Origin of the sequence: Thioalkalivibrio sp. ALE25 (assembly GCF_000377285.1) — a bacterium.
Classification (GTDB): domain Bacteria; phylum Pseudomonadota; class Gammaproteobacteria; order Ectothiorhodospirales; family Ectothiorhodospiraceae; genus Thioalkalivibrio.
In genome coordinates this window covers 40,023-64,575 of sequence record NZ_KB897935.1, presented here as the reverse complement: position 1 = coordinate 64,575, position 24,553 = coordinate 40,023, and the positions used below count along the sequence as shown (strand labels likewise).

19 protein-coding genes and 2 pseudogenes are annotated in these 24,553 nt (G+C 69.1%); 14 read left to right on the top strand and 7 right to left on the bottom strand.

What is annotated here, in order from left to right:
* The first annotated feature begins 18 nt into the window (after nucleotides 1-18).
* Genes C996_RS0110975 through C996_RS0110965 form a run of 3 tightly spaced genes read left to right on the top strand, consistent with a single transcriptional unit; the run spans nucleotide 19 to nucleotide 4,278 of the window.
* Nucleotides 19-1,398: an ABC transporter permease gene (locus C996_RS0110975; RefSeq protein WP_018867491.1), complete on the top strand. Its 1,380-nt coding sequence runs from the start codon at nucleotides 19-21 to the stop codon at nucleotides 1,396-1,398.
* Nucleotides 1,391-2,659: an ABC transporter permease gene (locus C996_RS0110970; protein WP_018867490.1), complete on the top strand. Its 1,269-nt coding sequence runs from the start codon at nucleotides 1,391-1,393 to the stop codon at nucleotides 2,657-2,659. The genes C996_RS0110975 and C996_RS0110970 overlap by 8 nt, the downstream gene beginning before the upstream one ends.
* Before the next feature lie 2 nt (nucleotides 2,660-2,661).
* Nucleotides 2,662-4,278: an ABC transporter ATP-binding protein gene (locus C996_RS0110965; protein ID WP_018867489.1), complete on the top strand. Its 1,617-nt coding sequence runs from the start codon at nucleotides 2,662-2,664 to the stop codon at nucleotides 4,276-4,278.
* A gap of 327 nt (nucleotides 4,279-4,605) precedes the next feature.
* On the opposite strand, the gene mutM is transcribed toward C996_RS0110965, so the two are convergent.
* The 3 genes from mutM to C996_RS0110950 are packed head-to-tail and all read right to left on the bottom strand — an operon-like array spanning nucleotide 4,606 to nucleotide 7,579.
* Nucleotides 4,606-5,421 (bottom strand): bifunctional DNA-formamidopyrimidine glycosylase/DNA-(apurinic or apyrimidinic site) lyase, encoded by an 816-nt coding sequence (gene mutM / locus C996_RS0110960; protein WP_018867488.1) that lies wholly within the window; start codon nucleotides 5,419-5,421, stop codon nucleotides 4,606-4,608.
* Complete coding sequence (locus tag C996_RS0110955) at nucleotides 5,414-6,361, bottom strand: hypothetical protein (RefSeq protein WP_018867487.1); 948 nt, start codon at nucleotides 6,359-6,361, stop codon at nucleotides 5,414-5,416. The genes mutM and C996_RS0110955 overlap by 8 nt, the downstream gene beginning before the upstream one ends.
* A gap of 3 nt (nucleotides 6,362-6,364) precedes the next feature.
* Nucleotides 6,365-7,579 (bottom strand): EAL and HDOD domain-containing protein, encoded by a 1,215-nt coding sequence (locus C996_RS0110950; RefSeq protein WP_018867486.1) that lies wholly within the window; start codon nucleotides 7,577-7,579, stop codon nucleotides 6,365-6,367.
* 84 nt (nucleotides 7,580-7,663) lie between these two features.
* Between C996_RS0110950 and C996_RS0110945 the strand changes: the two genes are divergently transcribed.
* Nucleotides 7,664-7,894 (top strand): hypothetical protein, encoded by a 231-nt coding sequence (locus C996_RS0110945; protein WP_018867485.1) that lies wholly within the window; start codon nucleotides 7,664-7,666, stop codon nucleotides 7,892-7,894.
* Between the two features lie 145 nt (nucleotides 7,895-8,039).
* Here C996_RS0110945 and rpmG read toward each other — a convergent pair whose 3' ends face one another.
* The 4 genes and pseudogenes from rpmG to C996_RS0110925 all read right to left on the bottom strand — a co-directional run.
* On the bottom strand, nucleotides 8,040-8,210 hold the full coding sequence (rpmG, locus tag C996_RS0110940; RefSeq protein ID WP_017941410.1) for a 50S ribosomal protein L33: 171 nt from the start codon (nucleotides 8,208-8,210) through the stop codon (nucleotides 8,040-8,042).
* Between the two features lie 12 nt (nucleotides 8,211-8,222).
* Nucleotides 8,223-8,459, bottom strand: coding sequence for a 50S ribosomal protein L28 (rpmB, locus tag C996_RS0110935; protein ID WP_017941409.1), 237 nt, complete (start codon nucleotides 8,457-8,459; stop codon nucleotides 8,223-8,225).
* 96 nt (nucleotides 8,460-8,555) lie between these two features.
* Nucleotides 8,556-10,040: pseudogene (locus tag C996_RS0110930) on the bottom strand (putative bifunctional diguanylate cyclase/phosphodiesterase); the annotation flags it as partial.
* Between the two features lie 284 nt (nucleotides 10,041-10,324).
* Nucleotides 10,325-10,564 (bottom strand): annotated as a pseudogene (locus C996_RS0110925) (diguanylate cyclase); the annotation flags it as partial.
* A gap of 172 nt (nucleotides 10,565-10,736) precedes the next feature.
* Here C996_RS0110925 and C996_RS0110920 point away from each other — a divergent pair.
* From C996_RS0110920 to pmbA, 10 genes are all read left to right on the top strand, one after another.
* On the top strand, nucleotides 10,737-11,645 hold the full coding sequence (locus tag C996_RS0110920) for a LysR family transcriptional regulator (RefSeq protein ID WP_018867482.1): 909 nt from the start codon (nucleotides 10,737-10,739) through the stop codon (nucleotides 11,643-11,645).
* 131 nt (nucleotides 11,646-11,776) lie between these two features.
* On the top strand, nucleotides 11,777-12,523 hold the full coding sequence (locus tag C996_RS0110915) for a type 1 glutamine amidotransferase (RefSeq protein ID WP_018867481.1): 747 nt from the start codon (nucleotides 11,777-11,779) through the stop codon (nucleotides 12,521-12,523).
* Nucleotides 12,520-13,005 (top strand): hypothetical protein, encoded by a 486-nt coding sequence (locus C996_RS0110910; protein WP_019583982.1) that lies wholly within the window; start codon nucleotides 12,520-12,522, stop codon nucleotides 13,003-13,005. Before C996_RS0110915 ends, C996_RS0110910 begins: the two co-directional genes overlap by 4 nt.
* The gene (locus C996_RS0110905; RefSeq protein WP_018867479.1) at nucleotides 13,002-14,111 is read left to right on the top strand and encodes an AI-2E family transporter; all 1,110 of its coding nucleotides are present in this window, start codon (nucleotides 13,002-13,004) and stop codon (nucleotides 14,109-14,111) included. The genes C996_RS0110910 and C996_RS0110905 overlap by 4 nt, the downstream gene beginning before the upstream one ends.
* 79 nt (nucleotides 14,112-14,190) lie before the next feature.
* Nucleotides 14,191-15,729 (top strand): ribonuclease G, encoded by a 1,539-nt coding sequence (rng, locus tag C996_RS0110900; RefSeq protein ID WP_018867478.1) that lies wholly within the window; start codon nucleotides 14,191-14,193, stop codon nucleotides 15,727-15,729.
* A 148-nt stretch (nucleotides 15,730-15,877) separates the two neighbouring features.
* Nucleotides 15,878-19,804: a YhdP family protein gene (locus C996_RS0110895; RefSeq protein ID WP_038035771.1), complete on the top strand. Its 3,927-nt coding sequence runs from the start codon at nucleotides 15,878-15,880 to the stop codon at nucleotides 19,802-19,804.
* A 55-nt stretch (nucleotides 19,805-19,859) separates the two neighbouring features.
* Nucleotides 19,860-20,690, top strand: coding sequence for a carbon-nitrogen hydrolase family protein (locus C996_RS0110890; protein WP_018867476.1), 831 nt, complete (start codon nucleotides 19,860-19,862; stop codon nucleotides 20,688-20,690).
* A gap of 134 nt (nucleotides 20,691-20,824) precedes the next feature.
* Nucleotides 20,825-22,267 (top strand): metalloprotease TldD, encoded by a 1,443-nt coding sequence (gene tldD, locus C996_RS0110885; protein WP_018867475.1) that lies wholly within the window; start codon nucleotides 20,825-20,827, stop codon nucleotides 22,265-22,267.
* Between the two features lie 51 nt (nucleotides 22,268-22,318).
* Nucleotides 22,319-22,582, top strand: a complete 264-nt coding sequence (locus C996_RS0110880; RefSeq protein WP_018867474.1) for a hypothetical protein — start codon at nucleotides 22,319-22,321, stop codon at nucleotides 22,580-22,582.
* Nucleotides 22,583-22,690: 108 nt separating this feature from the next.
* Entirely contained in the window at nucleotides 22,691-24,079 is a 1,389-nt protein-coding gene (gene pmbA / locus C996_RS0110875) for a metalloprotease PmbA (protein ID WP_026279295.1), read from the top strand.
* Nucleotides 24,080-24,553: the final 474 nt, after the last annotated feature.

The window sequence follows — 24,553 nt, the reverse complement described above, 5'->3', positions numbered from 1 at the left end:
CGGCAGGCGGCGCGCGGGATGCTGACCTATATCCTGCGCCGCATGATCCTGATGGTGCCGACCCTGTTCGGCATCACCGTGGTCGTGTTCGCGGTGATGGCGGCGGCGCCCGGGGGCATCAGCGCCCTGACCCTGGTGGAGGGGCAGGGCCTGGAGCCGCAGGCGCAGAAGGCGATGGAGGAGTACTACAACCGCCTCTACGGCCTGGATCAACCGGCGCCGGTGCAGTTCGGACGCTGGCTCAACAACATCTCGCCGATCGGATTCGCCCAGGACGCGGACGGTTCGCTGACCGGATGGCCGCACTTCAAGGCGCCCAACCTGGGGACCAGTTTTCGCTACGGCCGCCCGGTGGTCGACCTGATCGCGGAGCGGTTGCCGATTACGCTGCTGCTGAACGTGCTGTCGATCCCGCTGATCTACATCGTCGCGGTGGCCGTGGGGGTGCGCGCGGCCACCCAGCACGGCCAGGCCTTCGACTCGCAATCCGGCGTGGTGTTGCTGGCGCTGTGGTCGGTGCCGACCATGCTGGCGGGCGTGCTGCTGATCGGCTTCTTCGCCTCCGACCAGTTCTGGCAGTGGTTTCCCACCGGGGGCATCAGCCAGCGCGCGGCACTGGACATGACCTTCCTGCCGACGGTGGAGGTGGTGTGGGCCCTGCCGCTGCTGCTGGTCCTGCCGTTTCTGGGCGCGGCCCTGGGGATCTACCTGGCGCGAACCCTGCCGGCGCGGATCCGTGGCGGGCTCGGGGCCGTGCTCGGGGCCCTGTGTGGCTGGCTGATGTTCCGCGACCTGGCCGTTGCCGGGACGGTCAGTACCGGGGTCGCCATGGGGGTCGGCGCCGCGGTCGGCTGGCTGATGGCGCACAGTGACTGGGGGGTGCTGCGCGGCTTCTATCTGGGCACGCTGGGGCTGGGCGCGGGGCTTGCGCTGGCCCTCGGACTGGCGCCGGGCAGCATGGTGCCCGGCTTCCTGCTGGATCGGGCCTGGCATCTGGTGCTGCCGGTGCTGTGTCTGTCCTACGGCGGGCTGGCGTTCCTGGCCAAGCTGTCGCGCTCGGCGGTGCTGGAGAACCTGACCTCGGACTATGCGCGCACCGCGCGGGCCAAGGGGGTCGCCGAGCACGACGTGCTGTGGCGCCACGTGTTCCGCAACTCCCTGCTGCCGCTGATCACCGTGTCCGCCACCCTGCTGCCCTCGCTGCTGGCCGGGTCGGTGATCGTGGAGGCCATCTTCTCCATTGACGGCATGGGCAAGCTGGCGGTGGAGGCCGTGCAGACGCGCGACCGCGAACTGGTGCTGTCGATCACCCTGATCTCCGGGGTGCTGACCCTGGTCGGCTACCTGCTGGCGGACCTCGCCTACGCCATCGTCGATCCGCGGGTGAACTATGACTGAGCCGAGCCGCCATCCGGAAACCGGGGGTCGCCGCAGCCGCTCCTGGGCGCGGCGCGTGGTGGGCGAGGTCCTGCTGCGCTGGGGCGCGCGCCTCGGGATTGGCTGGATCGCGCTGTTGACCCTGGTGGCGATCCTCGCGCCGGTGCTGGCGACCTCCCATCCGCTGCTGGTGCAGACCACCGACGGCGAGTGGGCGATGCCCTTCCTGCGCTATCTGACGGCAGCCGACGTGACGCTGTTCGGTCTGCTGGTGCTGGCGCTGGTCTTCTGGCGCCTGCCCGGGCGGCCCTGGCGACGCTTCGGGCTGTGGGCCGCGCTGGGCGCGGTGCTGGCCGCGGTGGCCTGGCAGACGGTCTCGCCGCCGTCGCTGGTGATCCACGATCAGTACCGCGAGGCCGAGCGCATGGGCGAATACCAGACTGTGATTCGCGCCCCGATCCCGTATTCGCCGCGCGACTACCTGCGCGACTATGCCGATACCGGCCTGGAGGCCCCGCGCGAGGCGCCGGATCGGGTGCACTGGTTCGGCACTGACGACACCGGTGCGGATGTCCTCTCGCGCATGATCCACGCCTCGCGCATCGCGCTGTCCATCGGCTTCATCGCCACCGGGATCGCGCTGGGGATCGGGGTGATCCTGGGCGGGCTGATGGGCTACTTCTCGGGGATCGTGGACATCATCGGCATGCGCCTGGTGGAGATCTTCGAGGCGATCCCGACGCTGTTCCTGCTGCTGACCTTCGTCGCCTTCTTCGGTCGCTCGCTGTACCTGATGATGCTGATCATCGGCCTGACCTCCTGGTCCGGCTACGCGCGCTATGTGCGCGCGGAGTTCCTGCGCCTGCGCCAGCAGGACTTCGTGCAGGGGGCGATCGCGTCGGGGCTGTCGCTGCCGTCGATCCTGTTCCGGCACATGCTGCCGAACGGGATCGCGCCGATCCTGGTGGCGGCCAGTTTCGGGGTCGCCTCGGCCATCCTCGCCGAGGCGACGCTATCGTTCCTCGGCCTGGGTCTGGTGGATGATCCCTCCTGGGGGCAGATGCTGAACCAGGCGGTACAGAGTTCCACCTTCAACTGGTGGATGGCGGCCTTCCCCGGCGGGGCGATCTTCCTGACGGTGTTCGCCTACAACCTGATCGGCGAGGCCCTGCGCGACGCCGTGGACCCGCACGCGCGCTCGGCCGCGCGCAGTGCCAATCGCGATGCCGGCGCGCGTCCGGCGGCCGGTGCCACCAGCGCGACCAGCGGCGGGGTGCGCTGAACATGCTGGAGGTGCGCAACCTGCAGATCCGTCACCGTGACAGCGAGGCACCGCTGGTTGCGGAGGCGAGCTTCGCCATCCGCGGTGGCGAACTGTTCGCGCTGGTCGGGGAGTCGGGTTCCGGCAAGTCGATCACCGCGCTGGCGATCATGCGCCTGCTGGACGAGGGCTTCGAGCGCCCCACGGGCGAGGTCTGGCTGGCCGGGCGCGAGGGACGCCAGGAACTGCTGGGGCTGCCAGCCCCGGCGATGCAGCAGGTACGCGGCGACCGAGTGGGGATGATCTTCCAGGAGCCGATGACTTCGCTGAATCCGGTGCTGACCGTGGGCGATCAGATCGAGGAGGTGCTGCGTCTGCACCGCCCCCAGATGAGCCCGGAGCAGCGCGCCGCGCGCACGCTGGAGGTGCTGCGCGAGGTGCAGCTGCCGAACCCCGAACAGCGCCGCGACGAGTATCCGCACAAGCTCTCCGGCGGGCAGCGCCAGCGGGTAATGATCGCGATGGCGCTGGTGGCGGAGCCGGACCTGCTGATCGCGGACGAGCCGACTACCGCGCTGGACGTGACCATCCAGGCCGAGATCCTGAAGCTGATCGACCGCCTGCGCGAGAAGAACGGCATGGCGGTGCTGCTGATCACCCACGACTTCGGGGTGGTGGCCTCGGTGGCCGACCGCGTGGCGGTGATGCGCGAGGGGCGTCTGGTAGAGCAGGGCGAGTGCCTGCCGTTGTTGCGCGACCCGCAGGATGCTTATACGCGCAAGCTGATCCAGGCCCTGCCGGAGAATCTGCCCCCGCTGCCGCCGGTGCCGGGCGCCGGACGCAATGCGCTGCTGCAGGTCTCCGGGCTGCAGGTGCACTTCCCGGTGCTCAAGGGGCTGATGCGCCGCCAGGTCGACGTGGTGCGCGCGGTGGACGATGTCAGTTTCGAGCTGGAGAACGGCGAGGTGCTGGCGGTGGTCGGCGAATCCGGCTGTGGCAAGACCACCCTGGGCCGGGCCATCCTGCGCCTGGTGGAACCGACCGGTGGCGAGGTCCGCTACCGCGGCGAGTCGCTGACCCGCATGCCGCGCAAGCCCCTGCGCCGACTGCGGCGCCACCTGCAGGTGGTGTTCCAGGACCCGGCCTCGTCCCTGAATCCGCGCCTGAACGTGCTGACGCTGCTGACCGAGCCGATGGCGGTGCACGGCATCGGGGCGGACGTGGACGAACGCATCGCCCTGGCCGGGCAGGTCCTGCAGCAGGTGGCGCTGCCGGAAGATACCCTGTGGCGCTATCCGCACGAGTTCTCCGGCGGTCAGCGCCAGCGCATCGCGATCGCGCGGGCCCTGGTGCTGGATCCGGACGTGATCATCTGCGACGAGGTCACCAGTGCGCTGGACGTGTCGGTGCAGGCCGAGGTGTTGCAGATCCTTGCCCGGCTGCGGGCCGAGCGGCGTCTGGCGATGATCTTCATCACCCACGACATGGGCGTGGTCGAGTACTTCTCCGATCGCATGCTGGTGATGCACGACGGACGCATGGAAGAGATCGGCGCCACCGAGGAGGTGCTGGCCAGCCCGAAGGCCGAGTACACCCGCCACCTGCTGGACGCCGTGCCCCGCGTCTCGCGCTACCTTTGAACCGGGCGAGCCGGCGGCAATGTGCCTTGGTGCGGTCGTTTTGATTCACCACGAAGGCACGAAGAAGGTCAAGGGCATTTTTGCACCACAGAGGAGACCGAGTGCACGGAGAAGACCAAGGGCGGTTTGTAGTGGGCTGGCAATCGGTCTTGTCCTGGGTGATATCCAGGCTCTCCGCTTCTCGAGGGTTGGTATGACCGCGATCACACTCCATACCAGAAGAAACCTTCGCGAGCTTCCTGTCTTCCTGTGACCCGCCCTTCTCCGTGTCCTCCGTGCCCTCTGTGGTAAAAAAGCCTTTCGCGGCCTCCAGGCCACAGCGGGCGGCTATTTCTGGCAGGTGGGGCAGTAGCTGCTGGCGCGCTGGCCGATGCGGCGGGTGCGCAGTACATCGGCGCAGACGTGGCAGGGTTCCCCGGCGCGGCCGTAGACGTGCAGGGACTGGCGGAAGTAGCCGTGGGTACCGTCCTCGCGGAGGAAGTCGCGCAGGGTGGTCCCGCCCTGCTCGATGGCCTCGGCCAGTACGGCCTTGATGTGTGCGGCCAGGCGCTGGTATTCCGCGCGGGTGACCCGGCCGGCCGCGCGACCGGGCCGGATGCCGGCGAGGAACAGGGCCTCGGTGGCGTAGATGTTGCCGACCCCGACCACGATGGCCTGGTCCATGATGAAGGCCTTCACCGGGCCACGGCGGCCGCGGCTGCGCAGGAAGAGGGTGTCGCCATCGAATGCGGGGTCCAGGGGTTCCGGGCCGAGCTCAGCCAGGAGCGGATGCGGGGTGCCGTCGTCCGGTAGCGGCAGACAGCAGCCGAAGCGGCGCGGGTCATGCAGTCGGACCTGATAGCCGTTGTCGAGGTGCACGATCAGGTGGTCGTGGCGCCGCAGTGGTGTCTCCGGCGGGCAGTAGCGCAGGCTGCCGGACATCCCCAGGTGCAGCAGCACGCCGGCGCGATCCGTCTCCAGCAGGAGATACTTGGCCCGGCGGGCCAGTCGGTGGACCTGCGCGTCGGTCAGTCGCCTGGTCAGGTCTTCGGGGACGGGCCAGCGCAGGCGTGGCTCGCGGACCTCGAAGGCGGTGATGCGGCGCCCGGCCAGCAGGGGTTCCAGTCCGCGTCGGGTGGTCTCGACCTCGGGCAGTTCAGGCATGCACGCCCTCGATCTCCAGCAGCAGCTCGCGGCGGCAGATGTCGCCGCGCACCCACTGCACGATCGGACCCGGGTGGGCCGCGTTGTAGTGTTCCGCCAGCACGGCCGCGACCCGGGGGCGGTCCTCCGGGCGGCGCAGGTAGACACGCAACCAGGACGGCCGGGGCAGCTTGCGCCCGGCGGTATTGTGCAGGGCCTGGAGGTTGGCGAGGGTCTCGCGCGCCTGGGCCACTACGTCGTCCGGGTGCCGGCTCTCGTGGCCGACGATGCTGGCGGTGCCGGAGAGCAGGATCAGCGGGCCGTCGGCCGTATCCAGTTGTGTGGCGCGGGCAAAGGTCGGGCTCTTCGGGCTGTAGCGCGCCGGGTAGTGGTAGGCGCTGACCTGGCGCGGGTTCTCCAGCGGTTTCGCCGGTGTCCGGGTGGCGATCAGGTAGATCACCAGCTGGCGCCGGTCGCCACCGATCGCGGTGGCGGCCGGCATGCTGGCCAGCGGGACCTGCAGGGCCTCCAGGGCGGCGGCGCGCCCGACACAGAACGCCTGGTAGCGTTCCAGTCCGTCCTCTTCGCCGTGGATATCGCCGAAGAAGTTCCAGATGCGCGCCAGGTGTTCGTAGCCGCGCGTGCGGCAGGCGGCCAGCAGCGACTGATAGGCCTGTTCGGTCTGCTCCCGCAGTCCGTGGTCCGGGCCGGTCCAGCTCGCAAACAGCACATCGTCGTGTTCCAGCAGGTGCACGGGGCCCTCGCGGGATGAGCGCGGTGTGCCGGGGGCGGTCCAGTATTCGACATAGTCATCCGGTGCCAGGGGGCTCAGGCCCGGATGGATCTCGAGGGTGCCGCGCGCGGCCTCGATCCCTGCGGGCTCGCGCAGCCGGATCCGCAACCCCGTGTCGGGGCCTGTCGCGGCTTCCGGCATCAGCTGGCTGCGCAGGGTGAGGGGCATCGTCTAGGGCTCCGCCAGGGATGCGAGAAGGTCCTCGGTCCAGCGTACGGCTTCCAGGTAGAGGCGGCTGGAGACCGGCGCGGGGACGGGGGCATTCGCGCTGTCGGGCGGCAGCGCGGGGCCCTCGAAGGCGGCAATGGTCGCCAGCAGCGGCGCCAGCGGGCCGCTCCCCTCCAGCAATGCCTGTTCCATCTCCGTGGACAGGTGGAGTTCGCCGAGGATGCGCCGCAGCGGCACACCCAGCACCCGGTCCAGGCCGGACAGCATGCCGAGCGTGAAATAGCGCTCGCATTCCTCCGGGGGCAGGCCCAGGGCGCGGGCCATCAGCATGCCCATGCGGGCGCGGATCATGACCTGTTCGAGACCGTGGCTCTGGCCGTCGGCGCCGCGCAGGACCATCAGCATCGCCAGGCGCTTGATTCGCCCCTGGCCCAGCCGCAGGATCGCGTCGTACAGGGAGTCCGTGGCCCGCCGGCCCCGGTAGGCCGGGCTGTTGGCGAGGCGCAGCAACTGGATCGCCAGCCCCGGTTCGGCGGCGATCAGGCTCTCCAGTTCGGCCGGCGTGGGATCGGGTGCCTGCAGGGCCTTCAGCAGGCGCAGCAGGGCGAGCTCCAGGCTCTCCAGGCGCTGCCCCTCGATCACGTGGGGGAAGGACAGGTGAAAGCCCTGGAACAGGCTGAACCCGAGGTGTCGGCAGCGCGCATAGTCCTCGGCGGTCTCGACCTTCTCGGCCAGCAGTTCCACTCCGAAGCCGCGCAGGGTGTCGACTTCCTGCTCCAGGCGTTCGCGGCCCAGGGTCAGCACGTCGAGCTTGACGAGATCGGCCAGCTCGACCAGTTCCGCGTGGCTCTCCTGGAACTGGTAGTCGTCGAGCGCAATGCGGAAGCCCCGGGCCTTCAGGCGTCGCACGGCGGCGACCACCTCGGTGTCGATCTCGACATCCTCGAGGATCTCCAGCACCACCTGCTCCGGTGGCAGGCTGGTGATGACGTCGTGCTCGAGGAAGCCGCGGGTCAGATTGACGAATGCCAGGTGCTCGCCGACGAGATGCTCCAGCCCGATGTCGATAAAGGCGCTGCGCAGGAGATCGGAGGTGGCCAGGTCGCCGTCGGTGACCGAGGCGGTATCCATGTGCCCCGCGCGAAAGAGGAGCTCGAAGCCGATCAGGTTCTCCTGATCGTCGAAGATGGGTTGCCGGCCGACAAAAATTGGTTGCATGCTTGCGTCAGGTGAACACGATCAATCACGGATGGGCGGCCACGACGAAGTGCGGCAGGCCGGCTCGGGAGGAACACACGCACCATGGATTCGATTGATGCGCCATTTGGCGAAGTCGTGGAGTTGCGTCAGATCCTGCACGACTCGGGGGTTCCGTTGCTGCGGGTTATTATCCGCGATGGCGAACGTTATACCAAGATCGAACTGGACCCGGCGACCGCGCATCGTTGGGGGCGCGTGATGACGCGCTGGGCGGAGACCGCCGCGGAGGGCAGCGCGGCATCCGGGAAGGGTGGTCAGCCGGATCCCGTTTGAGGATAGGCCCCGGGTACGCGTTGCGGTGCATCCGGGGCTTCCGGCCACGCAGACACAACACGCAGACACAAAAAGGGCCCGGCACCGCGTGAGCGGGCCGGGCCCTTTTTCGCCCGGGATCAGGCAATCGTGCCGGGAGGCGCGATTACTTGATCTTGGCTTCCTTGTACATCACGTGCTTGCGGACGACGGGATCGAACTTCTTGATCTCCATCTTCTCGGGCATGTTCCGCTTGTTCTTGGACGTGGTGTAGAAGTGGCCGGTGCCGGCGGAGGACACCAGGCGGATCTTGTCGCGTGCGGACTTGGCAGCCATCGTGAAGCCTCCTTAGACCTTTTCACCGCGGGCACGGCAGTCCGCCAGGACCGCGTCGATGCCGCGCTTGTCGATAATGCGCATGCCCTTGCTGCTGACGCGCAGGCGTACGAAACGGTTCTCGCTCTCCACCCAGAAACGGTGGGAGTGCAGATTGGGCAGGAAGCGCCGCCGCGTCTTGCGGTGGGCGTGCGAAACGTTGTTACCGGTCGCCGGGCGCTTGCCGGTCACCTGACATACTCGGGCCATCGGGGGACTCCGGAATTTGGGTCTACCAGAAAGACGGCGGACTATAGCGCAGCCCCGGGGCCGGTGCAAGGGAAAACCGGGTCTGCCGCGGCGCGCTCAGTTGGCCCCGGGGGCGCAGTGGGCCCGGACCCGGGGCGCCACGCCGCATTCGCGGGCCCAGGCCAGCGTCGCATCCAGCGGCATCGGCCGGGCGATGCCGAAGCCCTGGGCCGCGTCGCAGCCCCATTGTTGCAGGGTGTCCAGGGTGGCGGCGTCCTCGGCCCCCTCGGCCACCACCTTCAGCCCGAGATCGCGGGCCAGGCTGATGCTGGCACGGGTGATCTGGGCATCCACCGCGTGTTCCAGCATCTGGCGCACGAAGGCCTGATCGATCTTGAGGGTGGTGACCGGCATCCGCTTGAGATAGGCCAGCGAGGAGTAGCCGGTGCCGAAGTCGTCGATGGCGAGCGCGAGCCCGGCGGCGGTCAGGCGGTTGAGGGCGGTGATCACCTCGTCCGGATCGGCCATCAGGGCGGTCTCGGTGAACTCGAGTTCCAGGGCGCAGGGGGGCAGGCCGGAGGCGTGTACCTGTTCCAGCAGATGATCGGCGAACGCCGGGTCGAGGAAATTGCGTGCGGAGATGTTCACGCTGACCGGCATGGCCAGGCCGTGCTCGCGCAGGGTGGCGAGGTCCGCGAGGGCCAGGCGCAGGACGCGGCGCGTCAGCTCGTGGATCAGTCCGGTGCGCTCGGCCTGCGGGATGAAGTCGCCCGGCGAGATGCGGCCGCGCGTGGGGTGTTCCCAGCGCAGCAGGGCCTCCAGCCCGATCAGCTGCCGGGTCTCCAGGTCCACCTTGGGCTGGTAGTGCAGGTGCAGCTGGCCGTCGTCCAGGGCGCCCTGAAGCTCGCCGAGGAGCTCGACCGTATGCAGGCTGTGGTCGTCGCTGCGCCGGTCATAGCTGCGGTAGCGCCGGCCCGAATGGCTCGCCTGGTGCATGGCCATCCAGGCCTTGGTCAGCAGCCGGGTTGGCTCGTCCTGCTCGTGGAAGGGGAAGGACGAGATCCCCGCGTGGGCCCCGAGATACACCGGGATGTCGAAGACCTCGAAGGGGGCCTGCAGGGCGTCGATCACGGCCTGGGTCACCGCCAGGGCCTCCTTGCGCCCGCGGTGCGGCAGGATCAGCGCGAAGTGGTCGTCGTGGATATGAAACACATCGGCCCCGGCAGGACCGGCCACGCCCTGCATGCGGTCGGCGATGCCGCGCAGCAGGGGGCGCTCGGCGGCCAGGCCCAGGGCGCTGATGCTGTCCTGGTAGTTGTCCATTTGCAGGCTGATCACGAACACCCGTGTGGCGGCGGCCTGCGGGGCCTCCGCCTGGCGCATCAGCTGCTGGACGTACTGTTCCAGCGACTCGCGGTTGGGCAGGTTGGTTACCGGGTTGGTGTAGGCCTGCTCCAGCAGACGGCCGGAATGCCGCCGCAGGGTGTCGAAGAGCCAGCCGGAGAAGCCGCCCAGCACCACGTAGATGCCCGTGCGCGTGAGCCAGTTCAGGGCGGGCTGGGCCGCCCCGGTGGTGGTGTCCAGGGGCATGAAGGGCCCCAGGGAGACGCTGATTGAATCGCACGTCCGCGCTCGAGTCGCTTTTGCGTGCGAACAAGGCGCGGTGACTGCCGTGCAGTCATTCTGCACAAGGGAGCCGCAACGCCGTGCGCGCGCAAAAGCGGCCGAGCCCCTGATTTCGATGGCTTGTGGGGTTGGTGCCCCCTGTTCCCCGATCCTGCGTTGCGCCGCTTGCGGGTAGAACCACTACCCGCTGCACGCCGCGCCTTGTCTCGGAAAACAGGGGGCGCCAACGCGGACGTGCGATTCAATCAGCGTCTCCCTAGGAGCAGGCCGGCCAGCAGCCCGAAGGCCAGCCCGCCCCACAGGCCGAACAGGGCCGCCCCCAGCAGCACCGGGATCAGGATGAAGTTGAGATAGGCCGTGGAGGTGCCGCCGGTCTGATAGACCAGCAGGGTGACCAGTACCATCAGGAGCGCGGCGGCGGCAGTCCCGGCGACCCTCCAGCGCTTGTGGATGCCTTGCGAGCGCCCATGCGACCAGGCGTGGTACGGGGATGCCCCCATTCCGGTTCCTTCGGCTTGCGCCATGATGTCGTGATTCCCTTATAGACGTTTCTCGCGCGGGCGGGGGCATAATCCGGGCCGATGCATCCGGGCGGCGGGTCGCTGTTGCCCGTCGCGGGGGCTTGGTAGCATCCGGGGATGGTACGGACTTTATTCTCCAGGACGGGGCGGCATGGCTGATCGGCGGTTGCAGGTCTTTCTAACGGTTGCGCGCCTGTTGTCCTTCACCCGCGCCGCCGAGGTGCTGCACATGACGCAGCCGGCGGTGACCTTCCAGGTGCGGCAGCTGGAGGAACAGCTGGATACCCGGTTGTTCGATCGCAATCACAATCGGGTCACACTGACCGATGCCGGGCGGCTCGTGCAGCGCTATGCCGAACGCATCTTCGACACCTACGGCGAGCTGGAGGCCGCCCTGCGCGAGCTGAAGGGCGCGAATGGCGGGGCGCTGGTGATCGGGGCCAGTACCACGGTGGCGGAGTACATGCTGCCGGCCCTGCTGGGGGCCTTTCGCCGCGAGCATCCGGATATCGGCATCCGCCTGCGGGTGGGCAATACCGAGAGCGTGGTGCTCATGGTCGAGGAGGGCAGCGTGGATCTCGGCATTGTCGAGGCCCCGGTGACTCACCGCAGCCTGCAGGTGCAGCCCTGCCTGGTCGATCAGTTGCGCCTGATCGTGCCGCCGGATCACGAACTGGCCACGCGCGAGAGCGTCCGCGTCGCGGACTTCATCGAGCGTCCATTCATATGCCGCGAGGAGGGTTCCGGGACCCGCGAGGTCATCATGGAGTACCTTGGGCGCGCCGGGTACGACCGCAGCAGCCTGCGGGGCTGCATGGAACTGGGCAGTTCGGAGGCGATCAAGGGCGCGGTAGTGGCCCGTATGGGGCTTTCGGTGCTGTCCGAGGCGGTGGTGGCCAAGGAGCTGGAACTGGGCGAACTGGTGGCACTGCCACTGTCACCGCCGCTGGAACGGCCGATCTCCCTGGTGCACGCGCGGCAGAAGTTCCGCGTGCCCACGCTGGAGGTGTTGATGCAGTTCCTGCGCGGATACTGCACGGCAGAGGAAAACCGGGATTGAGGTACGCGGTGCCGGGCAACGGCACCGCCGTCATGCGCCTGGGTCGCCGGTCGGAGTGACGCCGCCGCGAGCCGGCCCCGATCCGTGTTTCCCTCGCCCGGCCCCGAATACAAAATCAGGATAGACGCGACATGAAGAACTACTGCGTAGTGCAGCATACCTATTCCGAGTTTCTCGGACTGATCGAGTCACAGCTGGAAAAACGCGATATTGGCTTTTCCTACTATCGGCCGTTCGTGGGGCAGGATCTGCCCGGTTCCGCGGCCCAGTTCGACGGGCTGTGGCTGCTGGGCGGCGCCTGGCCGACCGCGGATCACGAGGAGAACCCGCAGGTCCCGGACGAGCTGTCGCTGATCGACATCTTTCGCCGTTCGAAGCGCCCGGTAGTCGGGATCGGCATGGGCGGATTGCTGGTGGCCGAGCAGGCCGGTGGCACCGCGCACGAGGACCCGATGTATCGCGCGCGTTTCGTGACCGCACACAAGACCGCGGCGGGCGAGGGCGACGAACTCGCCGAGGCCCTGGATGGCCGACGGGTGCTGCAACTGGTCAATGGCCGGGTCGACCTGCCGGACGGCGTGCAGCCGGTGCTGGTGGACGACGACGGCGACTGGCTGGCGATCCGGCCGGACGAACTGACCTATGGCATGCTGTTTCGACCCGAGATGAAGCCCGGGATGCTCGAGGACATCATTATGGAGGCGCGTCACAACCCGCCGCCGAACATGGGCGAACTCCTGGGCGAGGCGCGCGTGGAATGGGGCGAGATGCAGAAGGTGACCGAGGACGTGATCGTGGCGCTGGTGAAGGCGCTGGGCCTGATGCAGGAGCGCCGCAAGATGCCGGTATTCAGCCTGAAGATCGAGGACGAGGGATGATCCCTCCACTGGGCATGGGCAGCGATGGCGGTCTGTCGGGAGGTGATCTCGGCTCGGTGCTGGGGGGCGCGCGCAAGAAGGGCCGCGAGGACCCGGCGCGGGCGATCGCCGAGATCGCGGCGCGGCTGTCGCCCGAGGACCAGGCCAGCCTGCTGAAGTTTGCCCGCTTTCTGGAGCAGGAATCGCCGGCCCCCGCACCGGAGCCGGTGCCCGAGCCGGAGCCCATTCCGCGGCCGGAGAGCGAGTCGGTGATCAAGGCCATGCGCCGCCTGTCGGCGACCTACCACATGCTGGATCGCTCCAAGCTGCTGAACGAGACCTCGGCCCTGATGGGCCAGCACGTGATGCAGGGGCGCCCGGCGGTGGAGGTGATCGACGAGCTGGAGGTCGTCTTCCGTACCCATTACGAGAAGGCGGTGGCCCAGGACCCGACCCGTTCCGCGGACGGGGATGACCCGGAGGCGGGAGGAGCGTCGCGATGATCGACATCCTGCGTCAGTGGTACCAGCGTCATTTCACCGATCCGCAGGTGGTGATCCTGGCGTTTCTGCTGCTCGCGGGATTCCTGGTCATCATCTTTGCCGGGCGTATCCTGGCGCCGCTGCTGGCCTCGCTGATCATTGCCTACCTGCTGGAGGGCGCGGTACGGAGGCTGGTCCTCTGGCACATCCCGCGTATCCTCGCGGTCACCTGCGTGCTGCTGGCCTTCCTGGCACTGACCGTTGCGGCGCTGTTCAGTGTGGTGCCGCTGATGTCGGCCCAGGTGACCCAGCTGGTGCGCGAGCTGCCGGGCATGATCTCGGAGGGCCAGAAGCTGCTGCTGCAGCTCCCCGAGCGCTACCCGCAGCTGATTACCGACGAACAGGTCCTCGAGCTGATGGGGGCGATCCGCGCCGAGGCGACCCTGCTGGGGCAGCGTGTGGTGTCCTTCTCGCTGTCCTCGGCGCGGCACATCGTGGACGTGGTGATCTACCTGATCGTGGTCCCGCTGATGGTGTTCTTCATGCTGAAGGACCGTGACCTGATCCTCGGCTGGGTGCGCGGGTTCATGCCCCGGGATACCCACCTGGCCAGCCAGGTGTGGCGCGAGGTGAACCTGAAGATCGCCAGCTACGTGCGCGGCAAGTTCATCGAGATCGTGATCGTCTGGGCGGTCACCTTCCTGACCTTCAACTGGTTCGGGCTGGAATACGCGGTGCTGCTGTCGTTCATGGTGGGCATCTCGGTGATCATCCCGTACATCGGGGCGGCGGTGGTGACCATCCCGGTGGCCGCGGTCGCCTATTTCCAGTTCGGCCTGAGTTCCGAGTTCGCCTGGGTGCTGATCGCCTACGGGGTGATCCAGTTCCTCGACGGCAACGTGCTGGTGCCGCTGCTGTTCTCCGAGGTGGTCAACCTGCACCCGGTGGCGATTATCGCCGCGGTGTTCGTGTTTGGCGGCATCTGGGGGCTCTGGGGGGTGTTCTTCGCCATCCCGCTGGCGACCCTGGTGCATGCGGTGATCAAGTCCTGGCCGCGAGCCCAGCACCCGCCGCCCGAAACCTCGACGGACGGCGAGGCCGGTTCGGCCGAAGCCGTCACCAAGTAGCCCGAAATCCCGGACCTCCGCCGCGCTCGCCCGCGGGCCCGGCGGCTGGTTGGTCCCCATTCGATAACAAGAAGAACGCATGACCGGAACCGAGATCCTGATGAATGTGACGCCCCAGGAGAGCCGTGTGGCCCTGGTGGAAAACGGCGTCCTGACCGAGCTGCACCTGGAACGCACCCGTCGCCGCGGGATCGTGGGCAACATCTACAAGGGCCGGGTGGTGCGCGTGCTGCCGGGCATGGACGCAGCCTTTGTCGACATCGGCCTGGAGCGTACCGCCTTCCTGCACGCCTCCGACGTGGCGCCGGTGGAGCGCGAGGAGCTCAATGGCAATGCGCTGTCGGGCGGGGATGCCCCGGCAACCGCCGCGGGCAACGGGACCGCCAATGGCGGCGCGGCGCCGGCGCGCGAGGGCATCCGCGAACTGCTGCGCGAGGGGCAGGACGTCCTGGTCCAGGCGGTCAAGGACCCGCTGGGGTCCAAGGGCGCGCGCCTGACCACCTACATCACGCTGCCGTCGCGCAACCTGGTGCTGATGCCGAACCAGTCGAATGTCGGGGTGAGCACGCGCATCGAGGACGAGGGCGTGCGCGCGCGGCTGCGCGAGTCCATCGAGCAGCTGCGTGACGAGCTGGCCCCGCAGCACGGCTTCATCGTGCGCACCGCCGCGGAGCTGGCCGACTACGAGGCCCTGTACAACGATACCGCCTTCCTGAAGAAGGTCTGGGACAGCCTGCAGGAGCAGGCCGCCAGCGCGCCGCCGGGGACCGAGGTCTACGCCGACCTGCCGCTGGTCGAGCGCATCCTGCGCGACATGGTGGGAGTGGATATCGAGCGCATCCGTATCGACTCGCGCGAGACCTATCAGAAGGTCTGCAGCTTCGTCGAACGCTACCTGCCGGAACTGATCGGGCACATCGAGCATTACCCCGGCGAGCGCCCGATCTTCGACCTGTTCAACGTCGAGGAGGAGATCCACCGCGCCCTGGAGCGCAAGGTGGAGCTGAAGTCCGGTGGCTACCTGATCTTCGACCAGACCGAGGCGATGACCACGGTCGACATCAACACCGGCGGCTTTGTCGGCCATCGCAAGCTCGAGGAGACGATCTTCAAGACCAACCTGGAGGCGGCCCAGGCCATCGGGCGCCAGCTGCGCCTGCGCAATCTCGGCGGGATCATCATCATCGATTTCATCGACATGCAGGACGACGAGCACAAGCGCCAGGTAATCCGCGCGCTGGAAAAGGCGCTGGAACGGGATCACGTGAAGACGCAGATCTGCGACGTCTCGCCACTGGGGCTGGTGGAGATGACCCGCAAGCGTACCCGCGAGAGCCTGGAGCACCAGATGTGCGAGCCCTGCCAGGTCTGTGGCGGGCGCGGCTACCTCAAATCGGCGGAGACCGTCTGCTACGAGTTGTTCCGCGAGATCCTGCGCGAGGTGCGCCAGTACGACGCGCGCGAGCTGCGGGTCCTGGCGTCGCAGAACGTGATCGACCTGCTGCTGGACGAGGAATCCGCCGCGCTGGCGGAGCTGCAGAGCTTTGTCGGCATCCCCATCCGCTTCCAGGTGGAGACGCTCTACACCCAGGAACAGTTCGACGTGGTCTTCGTCTGAGCTATACCTAATCTAGATGCTCGCCCGGTGCGGGCGATCGTCGCCAGCGGGGAGGGAGAGACACCAAGGTGAAGCACGCGTGCGGACCCAGCATGGATCGGGGTCCCGGTCGGCCGGGCAGGCCGCGTTTTGATCGGGTGGGTGAAAAATGAGCATCCGTTCACAAAGTGTACGGGTGGCCCTGGGGATCCTGCTGGCCCTGGTGCTGGCGCTGGTGATCGCCATCCTGGCATTGCGCCTGGCGTTGCCGCACTGGGACGGCCTGCACGCCTGGGTGGAGACGACCGTCAGCGAGCAACTGGAGCGCGAGGTCTCCGCCGCGGGCATCGAACTGGGCTGGGCCGGCTGGTCCCCGGCGCTGGTGGCGCGGGAGGTCCGGGTGGCGATGCCCGAGGGCGAGCCGGTTGCCATCGAGCGCCTCGGGATATCGCTGAGTGCCGGGGCCAGCCTGCGCAGCCGGCATCCGGCGCTGGCGGTGCGGGTCGAGGGGGTGGACCTGCGCCTGGTGCGCCATGCCGATGGCCGGTTTTCTCTCCACGGGCGCGAGATCGGCATGGGTGAGGGGCGCTTGCTCACCATCCCGGTGGCGCAGTGGCCCGATGTCGAGGCGGAGGCGATCCGGCTGATCTGGGAGGACCGCGGCGCGGGCCTGGAGTCCGCCGCGCGGCTGGACCGGGCGGCCCTGCGCACGGCGCACGATGGCTCGCTGCGGCTGTTTCTCGACGGGGCCCTGGATGCGCCGGATGCGGGCGGGCATTTCGTGCTCGGGTTGCAGGCGCCGGCGGCCGATCTGCGCGATGCGCGTTTCTTCCTCGAAGCGGATGCGGTGGACCTGACCGCCTGGCAGCCGTGGCTGGCCTACCTGGGCTGGCCCGCGCCCGAGGGCACCGCGACGCTGCGCCTGTGGGGTGCGCTCGACGATGGCCGCATGGCCTGGCTGCGCGGGGATCACGAGACGACTCTTGGCCTGGCCGGGGAACCGGACGGTCCGGCCATCGGCCATCGATTCGACTGGCGGGTCCGGGACGGTCGGCACCGGTCGTCCTGGAGCGGGACGCGGCCGGGTTCCGGGGACCTGCGCCTGGCCTACCGCCTGGAGGGCGAGCCCCGCGAGCTGGTGGTGGATGCGGTGGAGCTGGCGGCCCGCGATGTCGACGTCGAGCCCTACGCGCCCCTGCTCACCCTGCTGCGCCAGGCGGCGCCCGAGCTGGCCGAGCGTATCGCCGACCTCCATCCGCGCGGAACACTGGACCTGGCCCGGTTCGAGGCACGCCGCGAGTCGGACCGGCTGCAGCCGGTCTGGGCCGAGGCCGATGTGCGGGATCTCGGCTGGCGCGCCGCCGGGCACGGGCTCGGGGTGCAGGGAGCGGCGGGCTACCTGCAGTGGCGTCGCGGCGGCGTGGAGCTGCTGCTGGACAGCCGCGACCTGGAGATCGACCTGCCGCGGGTACTGGCCGAGCCGGTGGTGCTGGACACCGCCCGTGGCCGCCTGCGCGCCGAGCGTGACGACTCCGGGCACTGGCATCTGGCGGGCGAGGGCCTGAATGCCGCGAATGCCGACGCCGCGGTACGCGGGCGCATGCGGATGCGGCTGGACGGGCACGCGGCCGGCCCGCGGGTCGATATCGCCATGGACATCCTGCGTGCCAACGGCGACCGTACCGCGCGCTACCTGCCGCTGTATCACCTGCCGGAGAACACCTATCAGTGGCTGGTGGACAGCATCGTGACCGGGGTCTCCACGGGGGGCGGCATGGCCTACCGGGGACGCGGAGAGGACTTCCCGTTTGCCGACGGCGAGGGGGTGTTCGACCTGTGGGCGGATGTCGAGGCGGGCATCCTCGACTACCAGGAGGGCTGGCCCAGGGCCGAGGACGTCAGCGGGCGGCTGCTGTTCCACAACGCGGGCTTCCGCGCCGAGGACGCGCGGGGCCGCATCCTCGACACCGAGGTGCATGCCACCCGGATCGGGATCGAGGATATGGAGAACGCGGTCCTCGAACTGGAGGGCACGGCCGATGGTGATGCCGCTGATCTGCTGACTTATCTGCGTCAGGCCGACCTGCTGGACGAGGCGGCGGAACTGCGCGATCAGGCGCGCCTGACGGGCCCGACCCGGCTGGGGCTCTCCCTGACCCTGCCGTTGCAGGAGGGGCGCATGGACCAGACGCGGGTCGCCGGCACGCTGGATCTCCAGGGCACGCGCGCCGAGGTCCCGGGCTGGCCCGCGGTGCTGGAGGCCGTCGAGGGCCAGGTCCGGTTCGATACCGCCGATCGCATCGCGGCGGAGGATGTGACCGCGCGTGTCCATGACGAGACCGTCACCCTGGGGGCGGACTGGCCCCTGGGTGGCGAGACCGCACGGCTCACGGCGCGCGGGAGACAACCCCTGGGGCCCTGGCTGGAGGATTTTCCGGAGCTGGCCCCCTACCTGGAGGGTGCGGCTCAGTGGGAGGCGCAACTGCGCCTTGGCCAGGCGGTGGATGGTGTGCGTCTGGATCTGACCTCGGATCTGGTGGGTGTGGCGATCGACTGGCCGGAGCCGATCGGCAAGCCGGCGGAGGAGGCCCGCGCGCTGGAACTGACGCTGCCCTTGGGGCATGACGGCGCGGGCATTGGCCACCTGACACTGGGCTCGGTCCTGCGGGCCCACCTGCGTCTCTCCCCGACTGCCGCCCCCGAGGATCCGGCCGTGCGCGGCGCCGAGCCCCGCACGGCGGCGCGCGGGGTTGCCCTGCAGGCCCTGGCGCTGGAGATCGGCGCTCCCCGGGCCAGCGCCCTGGCCCTGCCGGGGGCGGGTGTGTCGGTGCGTGCCCGCCTGCCACGGCTGGAGGTGGACCCGTGGCTCGAGGCCCTGGGCGAGGCCCCCTGGGGCGGTGCGGTGGATCTGGGCGCGGCCGGCGACGATGCCGAGGAGGCGGCGCAGGCCGTGGCGCTGACGCGCCTGGAACTGGATATCCGCGACCGTATCCGCTGGAGCGGGCGGGACCTGCCCGGGCTGCGCTTTCTGGGCCGGCGCGGGGACGCGGGCTGGGATCTGGAGGTGGCGTCCGACTGGCTGGCCGGCGAGGCCCGCTGGCGCCCGATGGCCGCTGGCGGGCGTGATCGCTGGGAGGCGCATCTGCGTCACCTGATTCTGGACGATCTCGAGTGGACCGGCGCTGGCGAAGAGGCCGAAGCGGAGGTGCAGCCCGTCACAGCCGGGAGTTTCGAGGATCCGCGGGCCTGGCCGGCGGTGGACCTGACGCTCGACAGCCTGGCGCTGGGCGATTACCGTTTCGCGGATATCGAACTGGGCCTGGAGCCGCAGTCCAGCGGTCTGGTGATCCGGGACCTGGAGGTCCGTGCCCCGGAAGGCGATCTCCACGCCGACGCCGTCGGCATCTGGCGGGTGTCCGGGGAGGGTCTGCCGGAGACACGCCTGGATGCGACCCTGTCCGGTGACGACTGGGGCGCGGCCCTGCGGTCGGCGGGGCTGTCGCGGGCCCTGGTCGGGGGCGCCGGCGACGGGTCGCTGTCGCTCGTCTGGCCGGGGCCGCTGTACGCCCCGAGCCTGGCGCAGCTGACAGGGTCCGTGGAGCTGTCGCTGTCCGACGGGCGCCTGGCGGATGTCGAGCCGGGGGCGGGTCGCCTGCTGGGGCTGGTCAGCCTGGACGTACTGCCGCGGCGGTTGCGGCTGGATTTCCGCGACGTGTTCACCGAGGGTTTGACCTTCAGCGAGCTGACCGCGGACGCCGTGCTGCGCGACGGGGACCTGCATGTGCCCGACCTGCGCCTGGAGGGACCCTCGGCCAAGGTGCGTCTGAGCGGCCGCACCGGGCTGGTGGCACGTGACTATGATCACGAGATCGTGGTCGTGCCGAGCCTGCGCACCGCGCTCCCGATCGTCGGGGCCCTGGTGGGCGGCCCCGTGACCGGGGTTGTGGTGCTTCTTGCGGAACGCGTGCTGGGGATCGGGGATCAGATAGAAGAGGCGGCCCGCGTCGAGTACGCGGTGACGGGCCCCTGGGACGACCCGCAGGTACGCGTGCTGGTGGAGCCGGCAGCGGAGACCGACGGGGCCGACAACGACTGATACCGGCGCGGGCAGTGGCGCCCCGACCGGTCTCGCAACGGACAAGCGGAGCAACATGACTCAGGTAGCGGCCATCCAGATGGCCTCCGGACCCCAGCCCCAGGCGAACCTCCTGGAGGCCAAGCGACTGCTGCAGGAGGCGGCCGACAAGGGCGCGCGCCTGGCGGTGTTGCCGGAGAACTTCGCCTTCATGGGCATGCAGGAGACCGATGTCCTCGGCATCGCCGAGGTCGCCGACGGGGCCGGTCCGCTGCAGGCCTTTCTCGCCGAGCAGGCTCGGCGCCTCGGGCTTTGGATCGTCGGCGGGACTATCCCGCTGCAGACCGCGGGCGGCGACCGGGTGCGGTCCGCCTGCCTGGTGTTCGACGATCAGGGGCAGCAGGTGGCGCGCTACGACAAGATCCACCTGTTCGACGTGCGCCTGCCGGACAGCAGCGAGGCCTATACCGAATCGAAGGTCTTCGAGCGCGGCGACCAGGTGGTGGTCGTGGATACGCCGGCCGGCCGCATGGGCCTGGCGATCTGCTACGACCTGCGCTTCCCCGAGCTGTTCCGGGCCCTGCTGGATCAGGGGGCGGAATGGGTCGCCCTGCCGGCGGCCTTCACTGCGCAGACGGGGCAGGCGCACTGGGACGTGCTGCTGCGGGCGCGCGCCATCGAGAACCAGTGCTACATGCTGTCGGCAGCTCAGGGCGGGTTCCATGTGAACGGCCGCGAAACCTATGGCCACAGCGCCCTGGTGGATCCGTGGGGCCGGATCGTCGGCCAGCTCCAGCGCAACCCGGGCGTGCTGCTGGCCGATCTGGACCGGGCCCAGGCCGCGCGCATCCGCAACAGCTTCCCGGCCGTGGAGCATCGCCGCCTGCCGTGCCCCGGGACCACCTGATCCGGCGACATAAACCCGCAACGCCGGCGCGCTTGAAAGCGCGGGCGGTGCCCCAAGCTCCATACTGAACCGACAAGTGCTGCCCCGCCTGCAAGTGCGGCGGGGCAGCCGATCTCCGAACCCGAGAGGACTGCATGATCGACCGTCTTGCGCAACAGACCCTGCTCGACCCCGCCGGTCTCGGCGACAGCGAGCTGAGCACCCTTCTGGGTACCACCTTCGGTCACGGCATCGACGGGGGCGACTGCTACTTCCAGTTCGCCAGCCAGGAGGGGTGGTCGCTGGAGGATGGCATCGTGAAGTCCGCCAGCTTCAATATCGAGCGCGGGGTCGGCATCCGCGTGGTGCGTGGCGAGCAGACCGGGTTCGCCTATTCCGACGACATCGCGATGCCGGCCATGCTGGAGGCCGCGAAGACCGCGCGCAGCATCGCGAGCGCCGGTCAGAGCGGGCGCATCGCTGTGGCCTCGCGGTCGCCGTCGCGCCCGGCGCTGTACGCCCCCGACAACCCGCTGGATTCGCTGGACGAACAGACCAAGATCGACCTCCTCAAGGAGGTGGATGCTGTGGCCCGCGCCGAGGATTCGCGCGTCACCCAGGTGATGTGTTCCCTGGCCGGGGTGCACGAGGTCGTGCTGGTGCTCAACGCCCGCGGCGAGCTGACGACCGACGTGCGCCCGCTGGTGCGCCTGAACGTGCAGGTCATCGTCGAACAGGGAGGGCGTCGCGAATCCGGGACCTCGGGCGGCGGCGGACGCTTCGGCTACCAGTACTTCCGCGAGTCGGACCGGGCCGCCGGCTATGCCCGCGAGGCCGTGCGCCAGGCGCTGGTCAACCTGGAGGCCCGCGAGGCCCCGGCCGGGACCATGAAGGTGGTGCTCGGCCCCGGCTGGCCGGGCGTGCTGCTGCACGAGGCGATCGGCCACGGGCTGGAGGGCGACTTCAACCGCAAGGGCACCTCGGCGTTCTCCGGGCGCGTCGGCGAGCAGGTCGCGGCGAAGGGCATCACCATCGTCGATGACGGCACCCTGGAGGGGCGGCGCGGCTCGCTGAACGTCGACGACGAGGGCAACCCCACCCAGCAGACCGTGCTCATCGAAGACGGCGTACTGCGCGGCTACATGCAGGACGAGATGAACGCCCGCCTGATGGGCACGCGCTCCACCGGCAACGGCCGCCGCGAGTCCTATGCCCGGCTGCCGATGCCGCGCATGACCAATACCTACATGCTCGGCGGCGACGCCGACCCGGAGGAGATCCTGGCCTCGGTGGACGACGGCCTGTACGCAGTCAATTTCGGCGGCGGCCAGGTGGACATCACCTCCGGCAAGTTCGTGTTCTCCGCCTCCGAGGCCTATCGGGTGGAGAAGGGCAAGGTGACGTACCCGGTCAAGGGTGCGACCCTGATCGGGAATGGCCCGGATGTGCTGACGCGGGTATCGATGATCGGCAACGACATGAAGCTCGATTCCGGTATCGGGACCTGCGGCAAGGAGGGCCAGGGCGTGCCGGTTGGCGTGGGTCAGCCCACGCTGCGGATCGATGGCATGACCGTGGGCGGTACCCAGGCGGCGTGAGCGCTGCGGGACCGGAGAATCGGCGTCGAAACGGCGACAAGGAGGCAACAGATGAATCTCGATTTCCTCGAACAGGAACGTTCCCTGCCGGAAGGGCATGGCCACGACCAGATCGTGCAGTGGCATGTGTTCCGCGCGCGCGACAAGGCCGAGCAGTTTGCCCACCACGTCGAGCTGGGCGAGGGCCAGGACCTGGTCGGCGGCTGGACCCGCGACAGCGTCGGCATGCTGTACTGGGTCGGCGTGCATGTCGACGACCTTGAGCGCTGGGGTAACGCCGGCGCGGTCCACAAGCACGGCGCCCGGGTGGACTAGATCGCCCGGCACCGCTCGCGGTCCCGGGTTGAATGGCCCGGGGCCGTTTCCCTGTTTCTGTATCCCTGACGGATATCCCCGACTCGTCCCTTTATAGCGGAACCCTGCATGAGTACATCTCCCGAACGCGTGAGCCCGGAATCCCTGTCCCAGGACGGCGAGGTCCAGGCCCTGTCCCATTCGCCGGAATCCCTCCAGGCACGGGTCCAGCGCACGCTGGAGGCCGCGCGCGAGCGCGGGGCCTCGGACGCCCAGGCGGTGGTCAGCCACAGCGTCGGGCTGGAGCTGGGTGTGCGCAAGGGGGAGATCGAGAGCCTGGAGCACGAGCGCGACCAGAGCCTGTCGCTGATCGTCTACTTCGGCCAGTCCAAGGGGGCGGCCTCCACCACGGACTTCAGCGACCAGGCCCTGATCGACACCGTCGAGGCCGCCTGCCGCATCGCCCGCTACACCGAGCCGGATCCGTATGCCGGGATGCCGGACCCCGCGTTCAAGGCGAGCGACTGGGAGGACCTCGACCTTGACCACCCCTGGGGCTGCAGCGCCACTGAGGCGACCGAACTGGCCCGCGCGATCGAGGCCGCGGGCTTCGCGGCCGACGACCGGATCGAGAACTCCGAGGGCGCCAGCGTCAGTACGCGGCGCGCCATGGCCTTTCTCGGCGACAGCCAGGGCTTCATGGGGGGCTATCGCAGCACCCGGCACTCGCTGTCCTGCGCCTTGGTGGCGCGCGACGCGGCCGGCATGCAGCGCGACTATGCCTACACCGTGGCCCGCCACGCGGGCGACCTGACCGCCGCCGAGGCGATCGGGCGCGAGGCGGCCGAGCGCACCGTGCGCCGGCTGGGCGGGCGCAAGCTCTCCACCCGCACCTGCCCGGTGCTGTTCGCGCCGGAGATGGCGCGTACCCTGATCGGCAGCTTCACCCGCGCGATCTCCGGGCCGGCCCAGTACCGCGAAAGTTCGTTCCTGTTGAATGCCGTGGGCGAGACCGTGTTCCCCGCCTGGATGCAGATCGAGGAACGCCCGCTGACCCCGCGCGCGCTGGGCAGCGCACCCTTCGACGGCGAGGGGGTGCGCACCCGCAACCGGCCGCTGATCGCCGATGGCGTCCTGCAGAGCTATACCCTGGACAGCTACGCCGCGCGTCGGCTGGGGCTGGAGACCACCGGCAACGCCGGTGGCGCGCGCAATGTGACCGTGGCCCCGGGGGACAAGGACTTTGACGCCCTGCTGTCCGAGACGGGTACCGGCTTCCTGGTGACCGAGCTGATCGGGCAGGGCGTGAACATGGTGACCGGCGACTACTCCCGCGGGGCTGCCGGGTTCTGGGTCGAGAACGGCGAGCTGCAGTACCCGGTGGAGGAGATCACCATCGCCGGCAACCTGAAGGACATGTTCCGGCGCATGGCGGCCGTGGGCACCGACGTCGACCGCCGCGGCAACATCCACACCGGCTCCATCCTGATCGAGTCGATGACCGTCGCCGGCGACTGAGCCGCCCTCGCGGCGCGCGCCCGGCAGTGGGCGTGCGCCGCGCATTCCCCGGTACCCTCCACGCTGCTACGCTCGTCGTGTGGCTGCATGGCCGTGACCGCCCGATCCCGCGAGGCGGCGGCCTAGGGAGACGCTGATTGAATCGCACGTCCGCGTTGGTGCCCCCCAGTTTTTCGAAACAAAGCGCTCCGAGACAAGGCGCGTCGTGCAGCGGGTAGTGGTTCTACCCGCCCCTTTTTGATGGATTGGGGCGCAACGCAGGATCGGGGAACAGGGGGCACCAACCCCACAACTCATCGAAAGCAGGGGCTCGGCCGCCCGTTGTTGATCGAAAACGGGCGCGCGCACGGCGTTGCGGCTCCCTTGTGCAGAATGACTGCACGGCAGTCACCGCGCCTTGTTCGCACGCAAAAGCGACTCGAGCGCGGACGTGCGATTAAATCAGTGTCTCCCTAGCGCGGGCGAGGGACAGCC

Bases quoted from the DNA above. Each gene is read 5' to 3' on its own strand.
- C996_RS0110975 (WP_018867491.1), top strand. From the start codon at position 19: ATGCTGACCTATATCCTGCGCCGCATGATCCTGATGGTGCCGACCCTG.
- C996_RS0110970 (WP_018867490.1), top strand. From the start codon at position 1,391: ATGACTGAGCCGAGCCGCCATCCGGAAACCGGGGGTCGCCGCAGCCGC.
- C996_RS0110965 (WP_018867489.1), top strand. From the start codon at position 2,662: ATGCTGGAGGTGCGCAACCTGCAGATCCGTCACCGTGACAGCGAGGCA.
- mutM (WP_018867488.1), bottom strand. From the start codon at position 5,421: ATGCCTGAACTGCCCGAGGTCGAGACCACCCGACGCGGACTGGAACCC.
- C996_RS0110955 (WP_018867487.1), bottom strand. From the start codon at position 6,361: ATGCCCCTCACCCTGCGCAGCCAGCTGATGCCGGAAGCCGCGACAGGC.
- C996_RS0110950 (WP_018867486.1), bottom strand. From the start codon at position 7,579: ATGCAACCAATTTTTGTCGGCCGGCAACCCATCTTCGACGATCAGGAG.
- C996_RS0110945 (WP_018867485.1), top strand. From the start codon at position 7,664: ATGGATTCGATTGATGCGCCATTTGGCGAAGTCGTGGAGTTGCGTCAG.
- rpmG (WP_017941410.1), bottom strand. From the start codon at position 8,210: ATGGCTGCCAAGTCCGCACGCGACAAGATCCGCCTGGTGTCCTCCGCC.
- rpmB (WP_017941409.1), bottom strand. From the start codon at position 8,459: ATGGCCCGAGTATGTCAGGTGACCGGCAAGCGCCCGGCGACCGGTAAC.
- C996_RS0110920 (WP_018867482.1), top strand. From the start codon at position 10,737: ATGGCTGATCGGCGGTTGCAGGTCTTTCTAACGGTTGCGCGCCTGTTG.
- C996_RS0110915 (WP_018867481.1), top strand. From the start codon at position 11,777: ATGAAGAACTACTGCGTAGTGCAGCATACCTATTCCGAGTTTCTCGGA.
- C996_RS0110910 (WP_019583982.1), top strand. From the start codon at position 12,520: ATGATCCCTCCACTGGGCATGGGCAGCGATGGCGGTCTGTCGGGAGGT.
- C996_RS0110905 (WP_018867479.1), top strand. From the start codon at position 13,002: ATGATCGACATCCTGCGTCAGTGGTACCAGCGTCATTTCACCGATCCG.
- rng (WP_018867478.1), top strand. From the start codon at position 14,191: ATGACCGGAACCGAGATCCTGATGAATGTGACGCCCCAGGAGAGCCGT.
- C996_RS0110895 (WP_038035771.1), top strand. From the start codon at position 15,878: ATGAGCATCCGTTCACAAAGTGTACGGGTGGCCCTGGGGATCCTGCTG.
- C996_RS0110890 (WP_018867476.1), top strand. From the start codon at position 19,860: ATGACTCAGGTAGCGGCCATCCAGATGGCCTCCGGACCCCAGCCCCAG.
- tldD (WP_018867475.1), top strand. From the start codon at position 20,825: ATGATCGACCGTCTTGCGCAACAGACCCTGCTCGACCCCGCCGGTCTC.
- C996_RS0110880 (WP_018867474.1), top strand. From the start codon at position 22,319: ATGAATCTCGATTTCCTCGAACAGGAACGTTCCCTGCCGGAAGGGCAT.
- pmbA (WP_026279295.1), top strand. From the start codon at position 22,691: ATGAGTACATCTCCCGAACGCGTGAGCCCGGAATCCCTGTCCCAGGAC.